The 20171-nt window shown below is 70.4% G+C and carries 20 protein-coding genes; 10 read left to right on the top strand and 10 right to left on the bottom strand.

Annotated features, from left to right (window positions below):
- Position 1: 1 nt before the first annotated feature.
- The 3 genes from IVW53_09565 to IVW53_09555 are packed head-to-tail and all read right to left on the bottom strand — an operon-like array spanning position 2 to position 2646.
- Positions 2-913: a DUF2029 domain-containing protein gene (locus tag IVW53_09565; protein ID MBF6605813.1), complete on the bottom strand. Its 912-nt coding sequence runs from the start codon at positions 911-913 to the stop codon at positions 2-4.
- Positions 914-931: 18 nt separating this feature from the next.
- Positions 932-1927, bottom strand: coding sequence for an NAD-dependent epimerase/dehydratase family protein (locus IVW53_09560; protein MBF6605812.1), 996 nt, complete (start codon positions 1925-1927; stop codon positions 932-934).
- Positions 1924-2646, bottom strand: coding sequence for a glycosyltransferase family 2 protein (locus IVW53_09555; protein MBF6605811.1), 723 nt, complete (start codon positions 2644-2646; stop codon positions 1924-1926). The genes IVW53_09560 and IVW53_09555 overlap by 4 nt, the downstream gene beginning before the upstream one ends.
- 74 nt (positions 2647-2720) lie before the next feature.
- Here IVW53_09555 and IVW53_09550 point away from each other — a divergent pair, with 74 nt between their 5' ends.
- Complete coding sequence (locus IVW53_09550; GenBank protein MBF6605810.1) at positions 2721-3758, top strand: DUF2029 domain-containing protein; 1038 nt, start codon at positions 2721-2723, stop codon at positions 3756-3758.
- 160 nt (positions 3759-3918) lie between these two features.
- Here IVW53_09550 and IVW53_09545 read toward each other — a convergent pair whose 3' ends face one another.
- The 6 genes from IVW53_09545 to IVW53_09520 form a co-directional block, all read right to left on the bottom strand.
- Positions 3919-4554 carry a helix-turn-helix domain-containing protein gene (locus IVW53_09545; GenBank protein ID MBF6605809.1) on the bottom strand — a complete coding sequence of 212 codons (636 nt, stop codon included), beginning with the start codon at positions 4552-4554 and terminating at the stop codon, positions 3919-3921.
- A 151-nt stretch (positions 4555-4705) separates the two neighbouring features.
- A complete protein-coding gene (locus tag IVW53_09540) occupies positions 4706-5908 on the bottom strand; it encodes a glycosyltransferase (GenBank protein ID MBF6605808.1) in 1203 nt (400 codons plus the stop codon).
- 1 nt (position 5909) lies between these two features.
- Entirely contained in the window at positions 5910-7076 is a 1167-nt protein-coding gene (locus IVW53_09535; GenBank protein MBF6605807.1) for a GNAT family N-acetyltransferase, read from the bottom strand.
- Between the two features lie 149 nt (positions 7077-7225).
- A complete protein-coding gene (locus IVW53_09530; protein ID MBF6605806.1) occupies positions 7226-8491 on the bottom strand; it encodes a hypothetical protein in 1266 nt (421 codons plus the stop codon).
- A gap of 291 nt (positions 8492-8782) precedes the next feature.
- Complete coding sequence (locus IVW53_09525) at positions 8783-9859, bottom strand: DUF2029 domain-containing protein (GenBank protein MBF6605805.1); 1077 nt, start codon at positions 9857-9859, stop codon at positions 8783-8785.
- The gene (locus IVW53_09520; protein MBF6605804.1) at positions 9856-10674 is read right to left on the bottom strand and encodes a glycosyltransferase family 2 protein; all 819 of its coding nucleotides are present in this window, start codon (positions 10672-10674) and stop codon (positions 9856-9858) included. The genes IVW53_09525 and IVW53_09520 overlap by 4 nt, the downstream gene beginning before the upstream one ends.
- An 89-nt stretch (positions 10675-10763) precedes the next feature.
- Between IVW53_09520 and IVW53_09515 the strand changes: the two genes are divergently transcribed.
- Positions 10764-11582, top strand: a complete 819-nt coding sequence (locus IVW53_09515) for a hypothetical protein (protein MBF6605803.1) — start codon at positions 10764-10766, stop codon at positions 11580-11582.
- A 53-nt stretch (positions 11583-11635) separates the two neighbouring features.
- Here the strand turns inward: IVW53_09515 and IVW53_09510 are convergent, their stop codons facing one another.
- Positions 11636-12859: a DUF2029 domain-containing protein gene (locus IVW53_09510; protein MBF6605802.1), complete on the bottom strand. Its 1224-nt coding sequence runs from the start codon at positions 12857-12859 to the stop codon at positions 11636-11638.
- 121 nt (positions 12860-12980) lie between these two features.
- Between IVW53_09510 and IVW53_09505 the strand changes: the two genes are divergently transcribed.
- From IVW53_09505 to IVW53_09470, 8 genes are all read left to right on the top strand, one after another.
- Entirely contained in the window at positions 12981-14642 is a 1662-nt protein-coding gene (locus IVW53_09505) for a glycosyltransferase family 39 protein (protein ID MBF6605801.1), read from the top strand.
- On the top strand, positions 14639-16285 hold the full coding sequence (locus IVW53_09500; protein ID MBF6605800.1) for a hypothetical protein: 1647 nt from the start codon (positions 14639-14641) through the stop codon (positions 16283-16285). The genes IVW53_09505 and IVW53_09500 overlap by 4 nt, the downstream gene beginning before the upstream one ends.
- Positions 16286-16344: 59 nt before the next feature.
- Positions 16345-17367, top strand: a complete 1023-nt coding sequence (locus IVW53_09495; GenBank protein MBF6605799.1) for a sensor histidine kinase — start codon at positions 16345-16347, stop codon at positions 17365-17367.
- Positions 17368-17372: 5 nt separating this feature from the next.
- The gene (locus IVW53_09490) at positions 17373-18110 is read left to right on the top strand and encodes a response regulator transcription factor (protein MBF6605798.1); all 738 of its coding nucleotides are present in this window, start codon (positions 17373-17375) and stop codon (positions 18108-18110) included.
- Between the two features lie 14 nt (positions 18111-18124).
- Positions 18125-19438, top strand: coding sequence for a hypothetical protein (locus IVW53_09485; GenBank protein MBF6605797.1), 1314 nt, complete (start codon positions 18125-18127; stop codon positions 19436-19438).
- Positions 19435-19605 (top strand): Flp family type IVb pilin, encoded by a 171-nt coding sequence (locus tag IVW53_09480; protein ID MBF6605796.1) that lies wholly within the window; start codon positions 19435-19437, stop codon positions 19603-19605. The genes IVW53_09485 and IVW53_09480 overlap by 4 nt, the downstream gene beginning before the upstream one ends.
- 131 nt (positions 19606-19736) lie before the next feature.
- Entirely contained in the window at positions 19737-19907 is a 171-nt protein-coding gene (locus IVW53_09475) for a Flp family type IVb pilin (protein ID MBF6605795.1), read from the top strand.
- Positions 19908-20019: 112 nt separating this feature from the next.
- Positions 20020-20171 (top strand): hypothetical protein (locus IVW53_09470; protein ID MBF6605794.1); only part of this gene is annotated, 152 nt, incomplete at its 3' end.

Here is a 20171-nt window from a genome sequence, read left to right as displayed (position 1 = left end):
CTCAGCCCGCGGGCGCCTGCGCGTGGATGGCGATTGGGCGTTGGTGCGCGACGTTGCGCCGGGTGACCTGGCGCGCGGCGATGGCTCCGATCCAGATCGAGAGGAACCACCAGTCGTACAGGGCCGGGAGCGACCACCCGACGCCGATCGGAACCGTCCAGTATCGATCGGTGCGAGCGCCCCAGATGATGAGACCGAGACTCATCAAGAGGCGTATCGCGAACGGCACCGGTACGAGAGGAAGCGGGGAGACGGACGCGTTGGTCTCGGCGAATGCCAACCATCGCCACCATGCGCCCGGGTCGACCAGGAACGACGCGAGACCGACGATGAGCGTCACGGTCACCGCGATCGCCAGCTGGCGCCACTCGCGGCGTACGGCAAACCACACGAGGCCGAGGACCGGAGCGAGCTTCGTGAGGATGCCGAACGAATACAGCGCCGGCCATCGATAGCCGGCCACCAGGGCGGCAGCGACGAGCACCTGGACGTTGCCGAGCAGGACCGCATCGACCACCGCGCCCGGCGCGACCACGATGAAGCGCCACGCGATGAGCCATCCGACGACGAACAGCAGGGACCACTTACGAGCGCAGTACCAGAGCGCGCAGAACAGCGTGACCATGAGTGACGCCACGAAGAGCCCGTAGCCGATCGGATGGATGAGTTCGACGATCTGAGCCAGCGGCGGAGGGTAGACGTACGCATTCGCGATCCAATGGGTCGGATACGAGGTCGAGGCGTCCCAGACCATGTGGGCGTCGATTCCACCGACGATGGATCCGGTCGCATAGCCAATCCCTGAGCCGATCCCCAGGGCGACGCACACGTACAGGGCCAGGCGATCGAGCGGCTCCGTCCACCGGCCAAGGGACGCGACGTGGCGCCCCACACGCACGGCTCGCCCCGTCATCGCTGCGCGGACCCGGTTCTACGACTGGGCCGCAGGGGGCGCCCCGTCCGTGCTCGCCGCGAACCCCGCGGCCTGGAACCACTCGGCGGTGAGATCGAGACCCCGCTGCATCCGGATCTGCGGGACCCAGTGGAGCATCCGGCGGGCCTTCTCGATGTTGACGACCCGGCGGCGGATGTTGTCGATGTCGCGGCGGTCGATCGTCTGGATCGTGACCTCGCGGCCGGTCGCGAGGCCGATCATCCGGGCGAGCTCGACGATGGAGGTCTCGATGCCCGTCCCGACGTTGAAGATCTCGCCCTCGGCGCGGGGATGGATGGCGGCGAGAAGGGTCGCCTCCACCGCATCGTCGATGTAGGTGAAGTCGCGGGTCTGGAGCCCGTCACCGTGGATGGAGAGCGGCTCGCCGGCGAAGGCGTTCGTGAGGAACTTGCTGACGACACCGCAATACGGATTGTCCGGCCGCTGACCCACCCCGAAGATGTTCGAGTAGCGGACGACGGCCATCGGGAGGCTGTAGCTCTCGTAGAACGCCTGGCAGTAGCTCTCGCCGCCGAGCTTGCTGACGGCATACGGGCTGAGCGGGACGATGAGGTCGTCCTCGTTGATGGGGATGCTCCGCGGGTTGCCGTAGACGGAGGTGGACGAGCTGTACACAACGCGCTCCACCCGCGATTCCCGGGCGGCGAGCAGGACATTGAGCGTTCCGCCGATGTTCGTCTCGAAGTCGTCCCGGGGGTTCTTCGTGCTGGCGATGATGTTCCGGGCGGCGAGATGGAAGACGAGCGAGTTCGCCGCCACGAGCTCGTTGACGAGCGCGACGTCCGTCACGGAGCCGTGGACGAACTGTGCCGCCGCCGGGACCGTCTCCGCCTGGCCGGTGAAGAGATCGTCGAGGACGGTCACCTTCGCCCCGGCATCGACGAGACGGCGGGCGACCGCGCCACCGACGAATCCTGCGCCGCCTGTCACGAGGATCCGCCGGCCGCCGAAGGACCGCTCCGGGTTCATCATCGCTTCACCCCGAATCGGAGGAGGATCGCCGGGCGGAACAGCCGCCACCAGTCGCGCAGACCGCGCATGTGCGTGTAGCCCTCCTTGGCGTGATAGACGACGGTGCACGGGTATTCGATGACCCGATAGCCCCGCCGGATGGCCTTGTACAGGACGTACGGCTCCAGATCGTAGCTGTCCAGCCACGACTGGCCGATGTCGATCGCCGGATCGGCGAGGATCGATGAGCGGAAGATCCGGAAGCCGTTCGTGGCGTCCGTGATCCGCCGGAAGGCGAGGACGCTGAAGACGGCCGAGTAGACGCGGGTGCCGAAGCCGCGCCCGCCACTGTCGCCCTCCACCCGGCCGCCGCGGATCCAGCGCGATCCCTGGACGTAGTCCGCGTTCGACGCGAGCAGGCGATCGAGCGCGCCGACGAGCTCCGCCGGTTCGTGCTGATCGTCGCCCGAGAGGAGGGCGAGGTATGGCCGCTCGCGACCGATGCCCGCGCGGAAGCCGTCCCGGATGGCAGCCCCCACACCGCCGCGAACCTCATGCCGGATGACGAGCGCCGCACCGTGCTCTCTCGCTTCGTCGCCGGTCCCGTCCGTGGAACCGTCATCCACGACGATCGCCTCGAAGCGGCCATCGCGCGGCATCTTGTCGAGGACACGGCCGATCTTCCCCTTCTCGTTGAGGGCGGGGATGACGACGGCGACGAGCGGCTCGGTTGTATGCAACACCCCGATGGTACCGGCCGCGGGCGTCCGACTCACTGCTCGTCGTGGATGAACGCTCGGCGTAGCATCGAGCGGTGAACGACTCTACTCGGCCTGCCGGGCACCGGGACGAGCGATTGATCGGACACCGCTCGTGGGCGGCGCGCTGGGTGTTCGTCGGCTGTTCGATCGGCCTCTTCGTCGGGATCATCCTCTACGCGATCCTCGTCCTTGGGTACGGTCCCGCCGATGGCGTCACCTACCTGGCGGCGGGCGAACGCTTGAACGCCGGACATCCGCTCTACGCCCTGTCGCCCGGCGATCGACCGATCGACATCCGACCCCCGTACTGGACCGTCCCGCTCCTGTCGCCGCCGCTGATCGCGGTGATCTGGAGACCGCTTGCGGCTCTTCCGGCCGAAGCCGGTCTATACATCTGGTGGGCGGCCTGCGCAGTGGGCATCGGTTCCACGATCGGCCTCATGCTCCGGGCGCGGCCGGTTCTGATGGCGGTTGCACTTTTCGTCTTTCTCGTCCCGTTCATCTACGAGATCCCGACCGGAAATGTGAACGGGCTGCTCCTCTTCGCACTTGTCGCCGTGTGGCTCCTCGTCCGCGAGGGCCACGATCGAGGCGCGGGTGTAGTGCTGGCGGTCGCGGCGGTCCTCAAGCTGACGCCGGCGATCCTCGTCATCTGGCTCCTCGTCCAGCGTCGCTGGCATGCCGTTGCCGCGTTCGTCATTGCGGCGGTCGCGCTCGCTCTGCTCAGTCTCATCGGAGCAGGCCTGCAGGCGCATCTCGACTACCTGCATGTGATCGGTCAGACGGCTTCAGTGGGTTCATCGCAATTCAGTCTGGCCGGGGTCGTGCGCGACCTCGGCGTCGCGACGGAGGTTGCGCGTTTCGTCCCGCTCGCCATCGACATCGTCGGGATCTCGGCGATGTGGGCGCTGCGCCGCGGGCCGGAGGTCGCCTTCTCGATCGCGGTCTTCACCATGGTCTGGGGTTCGCCGGTGGTGAACATGGACTGGCTGACCCTACTGCTCGTGGCGATGGCCCCAGGAATATGGCCTCTTGCGCGCTCCCGACCATCCCCGACCCGTGCACCGGAACCAGAAATGTGGGCCCGTTGACGGCTCCGTGACGAGCATGATCGGCGAATGATGGCCGAGGGGACTCAGCCAGAAGAACGGCGGCCGCGGCGTTCGTGCGCTTCTGCGTGTCGTTCCCGGTGTCCCGATGGCGCTGACCAAGGACCTGGGCATTTGCGGCAGCCGTAGTGGCGTCGACGGCTCACCCGACCGCACGCTTCGGCAGCGGTGGCGTCCGCTTGTAGCCCAGCCGCGCGTGCCAGTAGGCCCATGCGCGAGGGCCGAAGACTCCAGGTGACGCCTTGCCGAGCACGTCGCGAAACGCCGCTTCACCGAAGAGCGACTCAACGAACTCCATGTCCTCCCAACTGCCGACGGCCATGACCTGGGCGATGAGTCTCGCCGGCTCTTTCAAGGTCGCTCTCGCCGGCTGCCACCAGATCAGCCGTCGCGCCATGTCCTCCAATTCCTTGGCTCGGCCGGGATCTCGGAGCGCGGTCCGCAGAGCCCTCGTGGAGTCGACGCTCGGGTCGGACGCGGCGCTCATCGCAGCCGCCTGCTGGCGCAATTTCTCGGCCGCTTCCTGCGGCAGCCTCCACCCGGCTACCTGGGCGATGCCGTCGCGCGGCGCGTCGGCAGCGAGGCGGTAGCGCGGCCGCGACCGACGATCGCGGATGACGACCCCGTCGTCCTCCAGAGACTCGATGTTGCGTTGGAGGCTCGAGAGAGGGGCGGAGACGAGATGGGCAAGCTCGCTCAGCGTCGCGCCTTCCGGACGCTCGGACAGCACGAGGAGGACAGACGCAGTCCGCGTGTCGAGGAGTTGCCTCACACCCATGATAATCTACGCATTTTGCGTAGCAGTCAACGGATGGAGGACCGTCCGCAGGCACGGTCACCCGCGTGTTCATGCCCCGAACTGACTGAGCCGGGAGACCCCTCGCCGCCCCGCGTGCGTGGACCGGGCCTACCCGAACGCTGTGGCCTCGTCAGACCGCGACGGCCTCGCTCAAGCGCACGGCCGCGGCACCCGCCTCGTAGATCGATTCCGTCGCATTCACCATGAGCTGGATGCAGAAGCGATCGTGGACCAGGTCGTGACCGGCCCGGGCAAGGGTGTCCGCGAGGGGGTGATCGCGGAGGAGGCGGACGATCGCCGCCGCGAGCGCACCGGCATCGCGCGGCGGCACGAGCAGCCCCGTGACGCCATCCTCCACCATCTCGGGGATGCCGCCGACGTTGGACGCGACGACCGGGCGCGAGAGCGCCATCGCCTCGAGGATCGTCAGTCCCTGCGCCTCGCGATAGGAGGGCAGGACCGCGACGTCAAGGGCGGCGGTGACCGCCGGGATGTCGTCGCGACGGCCGGTGAAGACGACCCGATGGGCGATCCGCAGCTCGCGGGCCTGGGCCTCGAGGGCCTCCCGCCCGCTTCCCTCGCCGACGACGAGGAGGTAGGCGTCCGGGCACGACCGGAGGATGGACAGCCAAGCCTCGAGGAGCGTCGGGTGGCCCTTCTCCGGTTCAAGCCGGGCGACGACGCCGACGACCGGCGCCCCGGGTTCCAGGCCGTACTCCTCGGACAGCGCGGAGGGCGCCTCCTGATGGTCGTATCGATCGAGGTCGACGCCGTTGTAGATGAGGCTCACGGGGGTCGCACAGCAGCGCTCGTCCGCGATCTTGGCCACGATCGCCCGCGAGACCGCGATGAGGCGGTCCATGGACGGCGTCAGCGCCCGCAGGAGCTCCCGATCCTCGATCGAGCGGACCCGCGACGAGTGAACGGTCGAAACGACATACGGCCGGAGCCCAACGGACCGCTCGAGCGCAAGCGCCGCGCGCGTGCCCAGGACCTCCGCCCGGAACATGTGGTTGTGGACGACATCGGGACGGATCTCCCCGAGGTGGGCGGTGAGGTCCGCCACGGCGGCGCCGTCCTCCGGATCGTCGACGATCGTCACCGGGATGCCGAGCCGGGCGATCTTCCGGGCCGCGCTCCCGGCGGAGAGCGAGACGACGCTCACGTCATAGCGGTCGCGATCGAGGCGCGAGAGGAGGCCGTACAGGTGTTCCTGGGCGCCGCCGTTCGTCCCGGTCGCGAGGACCTCGACGATGCGGATGCGGCGGTCGTCCGGAAGTGGCAACCGGATCACCGGCTCGAGGCAGGGGTCGTCGCCGGCAGGTGCGCTCATCTCAGCGGGCCGTCCGCGTGACGAGGATGCGCTGGATCGGCTCGTCCACCGCGCCCCACTCGTACTTGTAGGGCTCGTCGCCGCGGAGGAAGTCGAAGCGGGTACGGCCGGCGGCGATCGCCGCGGCGAGGTGGCGGGCGAGCAGGATGACGCCGGGCGAGAGCTCGCGCGCGTCCGGGTCCACGCCGGCGTTGTAGTAGCCGATGGACTCGCCGTCGTCGAAGTGGATCCCCGCGCCGATCCGACGGCCGTTCACGGTGAGGAATGTCAGGCGGATCGCCCCGCCGGGCCCGAACTCCTCGAAGAGCCGCCGGATGAAGAGCCGGCTGGCGTCGCCGCCGGGGGTCGGCGGGAAGAGGCCATCGGCGCCCCAGCGGCGCTGGTGAAGGTCGATGAAGGCATCCAGTTCGGCGAGGGCGTCGTCCGATTCGGAGAGGCGGACATCGCCGGCGGCCTCGGCCCGGCGGATCTTCCGACGGATCTCGTGGCGGGCCTTCTTCTCGAGCGTGTCGAGATAGCCCTCGAAGTCGTGGCCTGGCTCGATCTTCACGATCGGGCAGACATCCTCGCGTTCGAGGATGACGTTCCAGCCCTCGCCGGGTGCCGCCGCGCGAAAGGCGGCGGTGAGCTCGTCCGCCGCGGGGTCGCCGCAGCGAAGACGCCGCAGGTCGACGACATCCCACGGGTCCGGATGGAGGTCGTCCCGGGTCGGCGTCGCCGCGAGGTGGGCGACGAGCGCTTGGGAGACGGCGGGGAGATCCGTGGGCGCGGTGAGGACCGTCGCGTAGTCGGCGTGATAGCTCGCCCCGAAGAAGATCGCCTTCGCGGTGGGCGGGACCGCGGTGAGCCGCTGCTCGCCGCCGTGGCGGAGAGTCGAATGCGTCGCCGCATCCGTGGGCTCCACCTCGTGGCGGTGCATGAGCGGGACGATCGCCACTGGAAGGGCGTCGGGGTCCGCGCGGGACTCGCTCGGGCGAACGCCGGGAGCCTCGACGACCAGCGTCTCGTCGTGGGCGTTCGCGCCGTAGGCGTCCCACCACGCTCGATGGAACGCCCAGCGGCTGAACGGGGTCGCGGCGGGGGTGCGATCCACGAGCGCGTCCCACGTCGCCCTCGGGATGTCGTCGAACGCAACGCGCCGGACGACAAGGGGGTGGTCGGTCGGCATCGCCGTCGAGGCAGATCCGGTTCGGTCCTGGGTGGCGGCCGCGGCCGCCGGGGGACAGGCAGGCTCGGCGTCGAGCGTCTGGGAGGTCACGCCCGCGAGGATAGCACCGGCTTCAGTTTACGGTTGCGGCCGCAACTTCCGGGCCGCCGTCACAACAGGTGATATGCCCAGTAGACCCCACCGAGGTTGACGAGGATCCCGAAGCCGATGACCGCCCGCCATCCCCAGCCGAGCCCGTGGCGGGCGACGGCGAGCGCGCAGAGAGCGAGGACGAACGGGATGGAGTCGAGGGCATACCGATAGCCGTACTGGAGCCACCCGCCGCCGTAGTAGAGGAGCGTCGGGATGAGGACGAGGAGGGCGGCGAGGCCGAGACCGATCGCCAGGCGCGACCGCCACGGTGCCCGGACGGCGAGGAGCAGCCCGGGACTCGTGAGGAAGATGGACATCCCGAGTCCGTCCGGTCGGAAGAACGGGAACCTCGGGATCTGCGTCGGGAGGTGGAGGAACAGGTAGTCGATGTTCATCCCGACGTGCGAGGTGGAGAAGAGCCCCTGCTCGCGGAGCGTCTCGAGGAACGGTGGGAGCGTCGCGAGAGCGTAGCCGGACTCGAACGGGCTGCCGAACCGCGCGTCGTTGTACCAGAAGAAGAGGGCGAGGCTCGGGAGCGCGCCGAGGCCGAACGCGAGCCACTCCCGGATCGGCCAGGACCGCGGATCCCACGGGGCGACGTTCGCGCGCGGCTTCACCCCGTCCTCCGCCGGCGTCACCTCGCCGTCGTCCGGCGCAACGTCGCCGTCGTCCGGCGCCCAGAGCAGGAGCGCATAGACGGGCAGCGCGAACGCGAGCGGCGGGCGGGTGAGGAACGCCGCGCCGCCGAGAAGTCCGAGAAGCCACGGCCGGCGGCGGCCGAACAACTCGATGAGGGCGCACAAGGTGAGGAACGTCGCGACGAGGTGGCCCGTGTGCCACACGCCACCGCGGGTGGTGACCCACCAGATCGCCGTGCTGAAGCCGAGGAGCACCGCGAGCCACAGGCGATCGACGACCCGCGTGACGCCCGCCCGGCTCGCGAGCCAGAACGCGAGGCCGACATCCGTCGCGGCGATGAGGCTGTTGACGATCGGCTGCCACGAATCGGCGGTGGTCGAGCCCACGACCGCGACGAGCGGCATGAGTGCGATCGCCGGGAACGGCGCGAACGGGACGAAGAACCGTCCGGCCCCGCCGTAGATGACGTCGTTCTCGCCGAGGGCGAACGGGAGCCACGTCCGGCCGTGGAGGAACGCATCGGCGAGATAGAAGAAGTCGCCCCGGCCGGCGTTGAACTGGCGGGAGCTGAGGAGGTAGATGACGAACGACGCGACGACGAGGGCGAGGCCGGCGGCGACGGTCGTGATCCGGCGCGTCGTCATCGGCCTGTCGGGCGACGAATGGCCGCGATATCGATCCATATCACGCGGGAGAGTCTACGGGGGTGGGCGAACGCCGGGTCAGCGCCAAGCCGAAGGCCCTTCGTATCACCGACGCACCGAGTGCGTGCAATGTCGGGCCGCCGGGGCGGTCGAGGCCTGCTGGGGGCAGGTTTGAGCTCGGACTCGAGCGCCGGGTCCGCCGGCAGGCTCCCGAGTCGCGTATACGACGCACCCCACGCGTAGGTGACACAACCCACGCGGGAGCGATCCTCGGCAAGCTCCTGCGAGCCCCTACGTGCCCCTCCGCGGCGCGGTGAGGATCGGACCGATGAGGCCGGCCAGGAAGACGATCGGATACGCGGGCGGCCCGAGCCACGGGAGCAGCGGAAGCGCGACAGCCCACCACTGTCGCCGCTCGAGGAGGAGCGCCGTCGGGAGGAGCAGCAGCATCGCGTAGTGCTCCCAGAGGAGCGGCGAGATGACCTGACTGGCGATCGCCGTCGTCACGTATCCCGTCTCCGCGTCCGCCCGCCACCAGGCCCCGAGCACGATCGCGACCGCGAGGGCGACCCAGCCCCACTGGATCGCGGTGGCGACGGCGAGGCTCGCGCCGGCACCGTACGCGAGCGCGCCGGGCGTGTAGTTGTGCGGGGTCGTCACGGGCGAGCTCACCCGGCCGAGGATCGCGACGTAGTCCAACCACACCCCCGACCCTGCGATCGCCGTCGCGACGAGCGACGCTCCCACGAGGATCACCACACCGATGACGACCGCCCGCCGCCGACCGGTCGCGAGCGCCCAGCCGAAGAGGATCGCCGGCTGGACCTTGATGAGCGCGCCGATCGCGATGGCCGCTCCGAGGATCCCCGGCCGATCGCGCCATCGCCAGCCGGCCGCGAAGGCGAGGAACAGGAGCGGACCGACCTGGCCGAGCTTGATCGAATAGAGGAACGGCCAGCAGATCCCGGCGAGGAGGAGGGTCACCCAGCGGACATCCCGCCGCACCGGGAGGATCGCCACGCCGAGGACGTACGCGATGGCGAGGACGGCAGTCCACACGGCGGGTCCGGTGCCTGCGGGGAGCCACGAGAACGGGACCATCGCCAAGGCGAACGGTGGCGGGTACAGGAAGATCGCGAATGGGCCCGCCACGTTCACGTTCGGGTCGTAGAGCGCCTGGCCGGCGACAAGGCGCTCTGCCGCGCGGACGTACGCCTGGTAGTCGTAGCCGAGCGTGTCCCGGGCCGCCCAGGCGATCGCCACCGTGGCGGCCACGAAGATGAGGATCGCGAGGACCGGGAGCACCGCCCGGCCGAGCCGCGCCGCCCTCCCGGGCCGTGCGTCGCTCGCCAGGGGAGCCGCCGTCATGGCTCGCGTTCTGACCGGGACCTCGCCTGACCCCGGCTCGTCCGTCGGTGGAGGAACGGGATGCGGAGCAGGTCCCACGCGACGCGGAGCGCGAGACCCGGTCGCGCCCTCATCCGGGATCCGCGTCGGTCCGCCCAGCGGATCGGGACGGTGGCGATCCGCAGTCCGCGCCGCCGGGCGAGGTAGATGAGCTCGACGTCGAAGACGATGCTCGTGATCCGCTGGTCTGCGAACAGCGCGTCCGCGGCCTCCCTCGTGAAGCCCTTGAACCCGCACTGCGTGTCCTGCACGTCCCCGACCACCCACACGGACGCGAAGGCGTGGAACGCCCGCCCGAGGAGTCGGCGGTACAGCGGCTGGCTTCCCCGCATGTCCGTTCCGTCCGGCTGGATCCGGCTGCCGAGCGCCACATCCTGATCTGCGAGCGCCTGGACGAGGAGGGGCAGCTGGTCCGGCGGCGTCGCCATGTCCGCGTCGGCGAAGACGGCCAGGTCCGAGGTGACCGCGAGCATCCCCGCCCGCACGGCCGCGCCCTTGCCTGCGTGCGGCACCCGGAGGAGCGCGAGCTCGGGCAGGGACGCGTCGGCCCCGATGGCCTCCGGGCGCGATGCGACGATCCCCGCCGTCCCGTCCGTGCTTCCGTCATCCACGACGAGGACCGTCACGAGGGGCGGCAGGCGCGCCGCTCCGGGTGCGCCGTCACGAGCGTTCTCGCCGCGCCGATGGAGATACCCGAACAGCTCGTCGAGCGCCGGACCGATCCGGGTCGCCTCCTGGTACGCCGGCAGGACGATCGTGAGCGACCGGGCTTCCATCCGGCGCAGTGTAGATGGCACCGCCGGACCGCGACGGGGTACTCTCGGGTCAGTGCCACGGTCATCGCGCGGAGGCACCATCCCGTCCCATGACAATCTCGGCTTCTCCCGATCCCCCACTCGTCCGACGACGCATCGTCCAGCGAGTCGTCATCGGTGGATCGATCGCGCTCGTGCTCATCCAGGCGGTGCTGTTCGCCACCGGCTGGTTCGCGAACCATGACACGATCCCGCTCGGCCTCGACTGGCTCGGCTACCGGGCGGGGTTCGATCGACTTCTCGCGACAGGCTCGCCGTACGCGCCATTTGAGCTCGCCGGCCCGTTCACGCCTGAACATCTCGACTTCATCCACCCCCCGAACTTCCTCGTCCTCGTCGCCCCCTTCGCCGTCCTCCCCCATCCGATCGATTTCATCCTCTGGGACGCGATCCCCATCGCCGTCTTCTGCTATCTGCTTCGCGGTCTGGTCTGGTGGGCCTGGCCGGCCGTGGCGGTCCTCTCGATGACGAACTCGCTGCAGTACCCGATCCTCAACGGCAACAGCTCGCTCTTCCTCTGCGCCGTGTTCGGGCTCGGGATCCGGTTCGGTTGGCCAGTCGGACTCCTCGCGATGAAGCCGACGCTCGCTCCGCTCGCGATCGTGGGCCTTCGGCGGCCGATCCCTACGGCGATCCTCGCGATCGTCCCGATCCTCCTGACGGTGCCATTGATCCCCGACTACCTCACCGTGCTCCGGAACATGCAGGGCGTCCCGATCTCCTATTCGATCGCCAATTACTCGCTCATCGCACTTGCCGTCCTGCCCTGGCTGGCCGAACGCGCGCCAGGATGGTGGTGGATGCTGCGGCGGCGCTCGCCCTCTTCCGCGTCATCCTTGACCCGGCCAGCGGGCCGGCCGGCTGACTGAGGCGGCAGTTCGCGGCCGCGGTCGCCGCCGCGGTCCGACGCCGAGGACGCGCGTCAGCTCGCCAGACGGCGCCGTACGCTGGATGTGGGGGCGAGCGCGACACCCGCGAGGACGAGCGCCACCGCGATCCACAGGGCGACGGGCGCGAGGATCGTGCCGCCGGCGCCGACGAGCGCCGCGATGAGCACGAGGCCGATCGGGCGGGCGGACGGCGTCCCGCGGGCCGCGACCCAGGCGGCGGCCGCGAACGGGACGATCGCCACCGGGTAGTGGAACCACGTGATCGGCAGGAGGACGAGCGACGCGGCCGTCGCGATCGCGAGGGAGAGGGTGGTCCGCGGAACGAACCACGCCCCGAACGAGATGACAAGGACAGCGCCCCCGCCGATCACCGGCGCGAGGCGGGCCGCGAGCGACGGATCGCCGGCGAGCAGGGCGAGCTGGCTCGCGGGACCGATATTGAGGGCGACGGCGAGCTGCGCCGAGGCGCCCGCCCGAAGGACGCCGACGTAGTCGGTCCATGGCCCGCTGCCGCCGACGAGGAGACTGCCGCCGACGGCCAGGGCGATCGTCGCGACGGCCGCGATCAGGGTGATCCATTCAGTCGGGAATGCGCGCCGGGTCGCGTAGCGGCCGCCGATCCACGTGTGGAGACCGCGGATCGCGAGCCAGCCGAAGAGCGCACCCGGGTAGAGCTTGGCGAGCGTTGCCAGCCCGAGGACGATGCCCGCGCCGGTCCGCCAGCGGCCGGACTCGTCGATCGTCGCCACGAGCACGGCACCGTAGACGAACGGGAACCACGCGTCCACGTTGCCGAACAGGAGTGCGATGGCGAACGGATAGACGAAGGGCGCAAGGGCGAGGACGGGGAGGACGACGTCGAGCCCCGATCGATCCCCGTGCGCGTGCGCGAGCCCGCGCGCCACGATCCCGAGGCCGAGCGACGCACCGAGCCCCGACAGCAGGAGGACGAACGGCGTCGTGAGCCCCACGACGAGCGACGCGAACTGAGCGATGGGTGGCGGGTACGAGAAGAAGAGATCCTCGGCGGACGTCCCGCCGCTGACCGCGCCGGCGAGATACGGGCTCGTGCCGGCGGCCACACGCCGCCCGGCGTCGAGGACGAGCGCGAGATCGAACCCCGCCTTCGGTGGCTGCTCGGCGAAGAGTCCGACGCCCAGCCCGACGAGGCCGGCCCAGCCGGTGATCCCCACGGCGACCCAGACGAGCCGCCTGAACCGCGGATCGCGGAACGGCCGAACCAGCGAGATGGACACCGTCGCATCGTAGCGTTCGACAGCGCCGGCGAAGTCCGGCCCCCGGGGCATCGGTCCGCCTGGCGGATGACCCATTCGTACCGGTCGGAAGCGGCCCGACCCGGTGCTACTGTGCACCGCGATGCGTATCGCCGCGGGTCTCTACCTGCTAGCCCTCGCCGTCCGCGCGATCGCCATCGCCCACTTCCCCGATCCGGCCTATCCCGATTCCTTCTATTACGTGGACGTGGCGCGCCAGCTTGCGGCGGGCCACGGGCTCAACGTCGATGTCATCTGGGCCTTCGTCGACGTGGGCGGCCGGCTCCCCGCGAACCCCCAGCTGCCGATCCCGAGCAACGCCCACTGGATGCCGCTCGCGTCCTTCGTCCAATGGCCATTCATCGCGATCTTCGGTCAGGCCGCAGCGTGGGCGGCGGACGCTCCGTTCGCGATCGTCGGCGCGCTCGCCGCCCCGCTCACCTGGGCGATCGCCCGCGAGGCGGGCGCCCGACCCTCTGTCCAGGTGGGCGCCGGGATCCTTGCCGCGATCCCGGGCCTCCTCACCCCGTTCATGGCCCAGCCGGACAACTTCGGCCTGTACGAGACGCTCGTCGCCGGAGCGCTCCTCCTCACGGCCCGGGCGCTCAAGGGCGACGCGCGCGCGTTCGCCCTCGCCGGCCTCCTCGTGGGCCTCGCGACGCTCGCCCGAAACGACGGGGTCCTCGTCGCGGGGACGCTCGGCCTGGCCGTGGTCTGGGATCGATGGCGTTCCTGGCGGTCCGGCGGCGATCGGCCCCCGGTCATCCCGATGTGGGCGATCGTCGCCTCGGCGGCCGGCTTCCTCGTGGTCATGGGTCCGTGGTACGCCCGCCAGCTCGCCCTCTTCGGGAGCCTCTCTCCGTCCACCTCGTCCGGCCGGATCCTCTTCATCCGCTCGATGTCCGATATGAACAGCATCATCTCCGACGTCTCGATCGGCGCATTCCTCGGTCAGGGCATCGGCCCGCTCGTCGTGAGCCGCGTGCTCGGCTTTGTGGCGGCCGTCGGGATCTTCGCCGTGCTGGTCTGCGGCGTCGTCCTCGTCCCGTTCCTCCTCGTCGGGGGCTGGGCGCGGCGGCGCTCGGTGGACTTCGGTCCGTTCTTCGTCTACGCCGCGATCCTCTTCGCGTTCTCCGCGATCGTGTCGGCGATCCACGTCCCGGGCGGCACGTTCATCCACTCGGCGGTCGCGCTCGCCCCGCACAGCTACGTCCTCGCCCTCGAGGGGATCGCCGTCCTCGTGGGCTGGGTCGCACGGCGACGTCGCGCCTGGGACCCGGTGCGAGCGTCGCGGGTCTTCGTGGGCGGGGCGATCGTCCTCACGGCCGGTCTCGCCGTGGTCTTCACGCCAGTCGTCCACGCGGCCTGGACGGTGGCCCGCGATCCGCGCCTCGCCGCCGGCGCGTGGCTCGACGCGCATGGGGCACCCTCCACGGACCGCATCATGTCCATCGACGCGAGCGGCTTCCGATATCTCACCGGCCATCCGGGCGTCGTGACCGTGGATGACCCACTGTCGACCGTCGAGACCGTCGCCCGCGCGTACGACATCCGCTGGCTCGCCCTCGAGCGCCAGTCCATCGTGCGGGCCATGGTCCCGATCATCGAGGGCGGACCGCGCCCGTCGTGGATCGGCCCCCCGGTGCTGACGATCCCGGCGACGGCCGAGGAGATCGCCGCTGGCGACGCGGCACCCACACTCGCCCTCTACCCGATCTGCACGATGACCGCGGACACCCGATGCGGCGGCGGAGCGGCGCCGTGACCCGTCGCGAGCTGTGGCTGACCGCCGGCGGGCTGTTCGCGGTCGCGCTCGTCATCCGGGCGATCGTCGCCGCCGCGATCCCGTTCCCGACGCCGGAGGACACCGCGTACTACTACGGTGTCGCCCGGAACCTCGTCGAGGGACGAGGCCTCGTGTCCGACGCGATCTGGAGCTATCAGACGCCGCCGCTCGTCTTTCCGCGGCCTGCCTTCGAGGTGTGGCTGCCGCTCCCGGCGCTCCTCGCCGCGATCCCGATGCTGCTCCTCGGCACCGGGTTCCATGCCTCCCAGGTCGGGACCGTCCTCGTGGGATCGCTCGTGCCGGTCCTCGCCTGGCGGCTGGCGGCGGATCTTGCGGCGGAGCTGCGGCTGCCCGCCGGCCGCGCACGGACCCTCGCCGTGGGCAGCGGCCTGACGGCGGCCGTCTCGCTGCCGCTCCTCCTCCACAGCGCGCTGCCGGATTCGACGACGCCGTTCACGGCCATCGCGCTCGGGGCGTGCCTCCTCATGACTCGTCTGCTCCGCGATCCGCAGGGGGCTCGCGTCCGCGATGCGCGGGTCCTCGGCCTCGGCGTCCTCGTCGGCCTCGCGGCGCTCACCCGGAACGAGTTCGTCTGGCTCGGGCTCGCCTGGGTCGCGGTCGCATGGCTGGCGAGGGACGGGGTGGATGGCGGCGGGCGACGGCTCGATGGGGTGGTCCGGTTCCGGCTCATCGCCATCCCGGCGATCGTCGGCGGCCTCGTCCTCGTGCCCTGGCTCATCCGCGACTGGGCGGTCTTCGGCAGCCCCTTTCCCGGCCAGGCCGTCTCCAACGCCCTGTCCGTCACCGGGTTCGACATCTTCGCCTACGCACATCCGCCGACTGTGGCCCGGTATCTCGGCGAGGGCCTCGGGTTCCTCGTCGGCTCGCGGGTGGAGGGGTTCGGCCACAACCTCCTCGACGTGCTCCTCGTGCCGAGCTTCCCGGTCGGTGTCGTCGGGCTCGGGGCGCTCGTCGTGCTCCCCATGATCCGCGGCGCGGGAGTGCTCCGACCACTCATCGTCCTCTCCGGCCTCACGTTCGCGACAACCACGCTCCTCTTCCCGGTCTCCACGACGTGGGGGACGTTCCTCCACGCGGCGGGGCCGGTCCACGCCCTCCTCATCGTCGGCTGCCTCGCCGGTCTCGACGCGTTCATCGCCCGGGTGGGCCGCTGGCGCGGCTGGACGAACCCGGTCGCCTGGCTCGGGCCGACGCTCACGATCGCCGCCTCCGTCCTCTTCAGCCTCTCGCTCGCGAGCTACGGCGCCCAGGCGCGTGACGTCGCGGCGCGGTTCGCGGCGCTCGGGCCGGCACTCACGACGGCCGGGGTGACCGCATCCGAGCTGAACGCTCCGGTGGTCACGGACTTCCCCATCTGGTACGCGGAGGCGACGGGTCGACCGGCTCTCGCGCTCCCGGACGAGTCGCCGGCGGACGTCGTCGGGCTGGCGACCCGATTCGGAGCGCGGCTCCTTATCCTCGGCGCGGACCCGCGCGGAGCGTGGCCCGCGATCCTTGCGGCGGGTGGACCGGACGCGACGTGCTTCCGGGCGGTGCCACTCGACACCACGGGGACTCCGGCACTCGGCGGGACCAGGGCGTACCGGATACGCTGCCCGTGAGCGCGCGGGCCGAAAGGGCCGGACGTCGCCCGTTCGGGGGTCCCTATACTCGGGAGCCGATGGACCGATCCACCGCCCGATCCACCGCCGATCCCCGCGGGGATCCCTTCGACAGCCTCCACGCGGAGGCGAAGGCCGCCCTCAGCCAGGCGGCGAACAGTGTCCGCTCGATCCGTGACCGCTACCGCGAGGCCTATCACGGCGAGCTGGCTCGCTGGCATGCCGTTCACGATGAGGTCGATCCGGGCGGCAGTCCCCCAGGCCCCGATCGGAGCATGGTGACGGAGCTCGGCGAGGCGCTCGGGGTCCACGAGCGCGAGCTCTCGCGACTCGATCTCGCCCAGCGGAGCCTCGAGAGCTCATGGCTCTTCCTCGAGCACGGAGACGTCACGCTCATCAGCGACCCGGCGTCGGTGAGTCTGCCGACGGACCTCCAGATGCGGATCCTCGAGGCGCAGGAGGCCGAGCGCGGCCGGCTGGCCCAGGACGTCCACGACGGCCCCGCCCAGGCGCTGACGAACGCGATCTTCCAGGTCGAGTACATCGAGCGGGTGCTCCACGAGGATCCGGCGCTCGTCCGGACGGAGATCGGGATCCTTCGTGCCCAGCTCCGGCGCGAGCTCGACGAGGTCCGGACGTTCATCACCCACCTGCGCCCGCCGCTTCTCGATCAGCTCGGCCTGGATGGGGCGATCGCCGAGGCTGCGGCCACGCTCGCGGCCGTCGCCGGCATGCGGGTCGATACCGCCCTCGGCGCGCCGGCCGACCACCTCGCCGAGACCGAGCAGACGGTCGCCCTGCGCATCGTCCAGGAGGCGCTCCAGAATGTCCGCAAGCACGCTGCCGCCGACGGGGTTACCGTGTCGAGCCGGATGGCCGGCCCGGACTGGATCCTCGAGGTCCGGGACGACGGTCGGGGCTTCGATGTCGGGACCGTGGCGGCGCGGGGGCGCCGGAACTTCGGGCTCCAGTTCATGCGCGAGCGGGCGGAACTCATCGGAGCGCGATTCGACGTTCGGTCGAGCCCTGCTGAGGGAACGACGGTGACACTGACCATCCCGACCGGAGAGGAGAACAGGTGAAAGCCATGGACTACAGCGGACCCGAGCGGCGGCGGGGCGGGCCGGACCGCCGGACGATCGACGAGCGGACGAAGATCCTCATCGTCGACAACCACGCCCTGTTCCGGGTCGGCATCCGGAACATCCTCGAGAAGGAGCTCGACTTCGACGTCGTCGGCGAGGCCGACGAGAGCCGGCGCGCCTTCGACCTCGCGATCGAGACATCCCCGGACATCATCCTCATGGATCACTCCGTCCCGGGCTCCGGCGGGATCGAGACGACCCAGCGGATCAAGCGGGAGCTGCCGAGCGCGGCGATCATCGTCCTCGCGGCGAACGAGGACGAGGACGCGCTGTTCGACGCGATCAAGGCCGGGGCGGCGGCGTTCATCCTCAAGGATGTCGGGCCGGACGACCTGGTGACGATCATCCGTCGCGTCTCCCAGGGCGAGTACCTCATCAACGACAAGGTGTTCGCCAAGCCGGCAGTCGCGTCGCGCGTCCTCAAGGAGTTCCGCGAGCTCGCGGTGTACGGCCAGGAGGCCGCCCCGATCTTCGCTCCGCTCTCGCCCCGCGAGGTCGAGATCCTCGACAACATCGCCCAGGGGATGACGAACAAGCAGGTCGCCTATGCGCTGAGCATCAGCGAGCAGACGGTGAAGAACCACATGAGCTCGATCCTCCGCAAGCTGTCCGTGAACGACCGGACCCAGGCCGTCGTGTACGCCATGCGACAGGGCTGGATCCGGATGCCGGAGGACTGAGCGCGGCGCGCGCCATGACCGGATCGGACGACCCGCCGCCCGCCTCGCTCCACGACCTCCGGGCGCGGGCAGCCGCCGATGTGAGCGGCCTCGATCGCGAGCTGGCGGAGATCGATCTCCTCCTCCAGCAGGCCCGGGCGGAGGCCGGTCGTCACGAGACGAAGCGGGCGGCCGCCGCCACGCGCCTCGAAACGGCATCCACCGACGCGCCGGAAGGAGTCGGGGAGGCCATGGCGCTCGGTGCGCAGGTGGCCACGCTGACGAAGCGGGCCGCCCTCATGGATACCCAGGTCGAGGTCCTCGAGGGCAAGGTCAAGGTGCTGCGGCGCTACCGTGAGGCGCTCGCCGGGATCGTGGAGTCGCTGGAGGCGGCGAGCGAGACCGCGTCGTCGGCAGCGGTCGGACCGGATGCGGTCGGCGCCATGGAGGCCGCGGCCGCGGACGGCGACGACCGGGCGACGCTCTCGCCGGCGGTCGCGCGCGTGGTCCTCGCGGTCCAGGAGGATCTCCGGCGGGAGATCTCCCGGGCGATGCACGACGGCCCCGCCCAGAGCCTGACGAACATCGTCCTCCAGGCCCAGATCGTGGATCGGCTGGTGACGCGCGACCCGGAGCGGGCTCGCGACGAGGTCCGCCAGCTCATCGCGATGGTCCAGCAGACGCTCGAAGCCACCAAGACGTTCATCTTCGACGTGAGGCCGATGGTCCTCGACGACCTCGGGCTCGTCGCGACGCTCCGCGGGGCGGCACGCGATCGCGGTCGGCGGGCCCGGACCCCCGTCGAGTTCGAGTCATTCGGCCTCGACGTCCGCCTGCCGATGGAGCTCGAGTCCGGACTCTTCCGCCTCCTCGATGAGACGCTCGCCGGATTCCTCTCGAGCGCGCCGGAGCGGGTCGTCATCCGCCTCGACTGGAGCGACACCATCACGGCGACGGTCACGGCAGAGCGCGATGTCGCGACGACCGCGAACGCGGCGGAGGCAGGCCGAGGTTCCGGCGGCGCCGCTCGGGACGATCGTGGTCGCGGGAAGCGCGGCAAAGATCCGGACGGCAGGGATCCGGGTGGCAAGGGTCGCTCCGAGCCCCTGCCCGAGATCCTGCGGACGATGATCGAGGAACGCGATCTGGCAAGCGCGCTGGCGGCGGCCGAGGTCGCCCGGAAGACGGCCTGGGTGCCCATGCCGCCCGTGACGTGGCGGGAGATCACCGAGCGGGCGAAGACGCTCGGTATCCACGCCGGGTTGAGCGCGAAGGGCATGGAGGTCCGGATCGTCGCCGATCTCCCACGCGCCCCGGTCGCCGCCCCGCCCGCGGTTACCGCCGGCTGAGCGCGACGGTGGCCGACATCCGAAGGGCGGCAGGTCAGGGGATCGTGGAGTACGGGCTCATCCTCAGCCTCATGGCCGTCGTCGCGATCGTCATCCTCGTAGTCTTCGGGAGGACCCTCGCGGACGTCCTTGCCGCCATCGGAACGGCGATCGATCGCGCCAACTGACGGCCGACGGTCCGGGTGCGAGCGCGCACCGACGGTACGAAATGCCTAGTGGTGGCCATCGCAGGACGCCACGTATAGTGGCCGCCGACCTCGGGTATCACGGGGCGGAACTCATCATCAGGAGGCCATGCATGGCGCTCATCCACTCGGTCCTCGCCTCGCTTCGGCGGGACGAGGAGGGCCAGGGTCTCGCCGAATACGCGCTGATCCTCGCCCTCATCGCGGTCATCGCGATCATCGCCCTCATCTTCCTCGGCGGCCAGGTCAAGACGATCCTCAGCACGGTCGGCAGCTCGATCTGACGCCGGCCACGCGGAGACGACGACCGCCGGACACGCGCCCGGCGGTCGTCCGACCGGCTCTCGACGGTCCGGGGGGACACGGCCGATTCTTGAGGAAAGGAGGTACCTCCACATGACATTCTTCAATGCACTCATCGCATCCCTTCAGCGGGATGAGGACGGCCAGGGTCTCGCCGAGTACGCGTTGATCCTCGCCCTCATCGCGGTCGTCGCGATCATCGCCCTCATCTTCCTCGGCGGCCAGGTCAAGACGATCCTCAGCAA

The sequence above is a fragment of the Chloroflexota bacterium genome (assembly GCA_015478725.1).
Lineage (GTDB): Bacteria > Chloroflexota > Limnocylindria > Limnocylindrales > CSP1-4 > C-114.
This window is presented reverse-complemented; position numbering and strand designations above follow the sequence as displayed.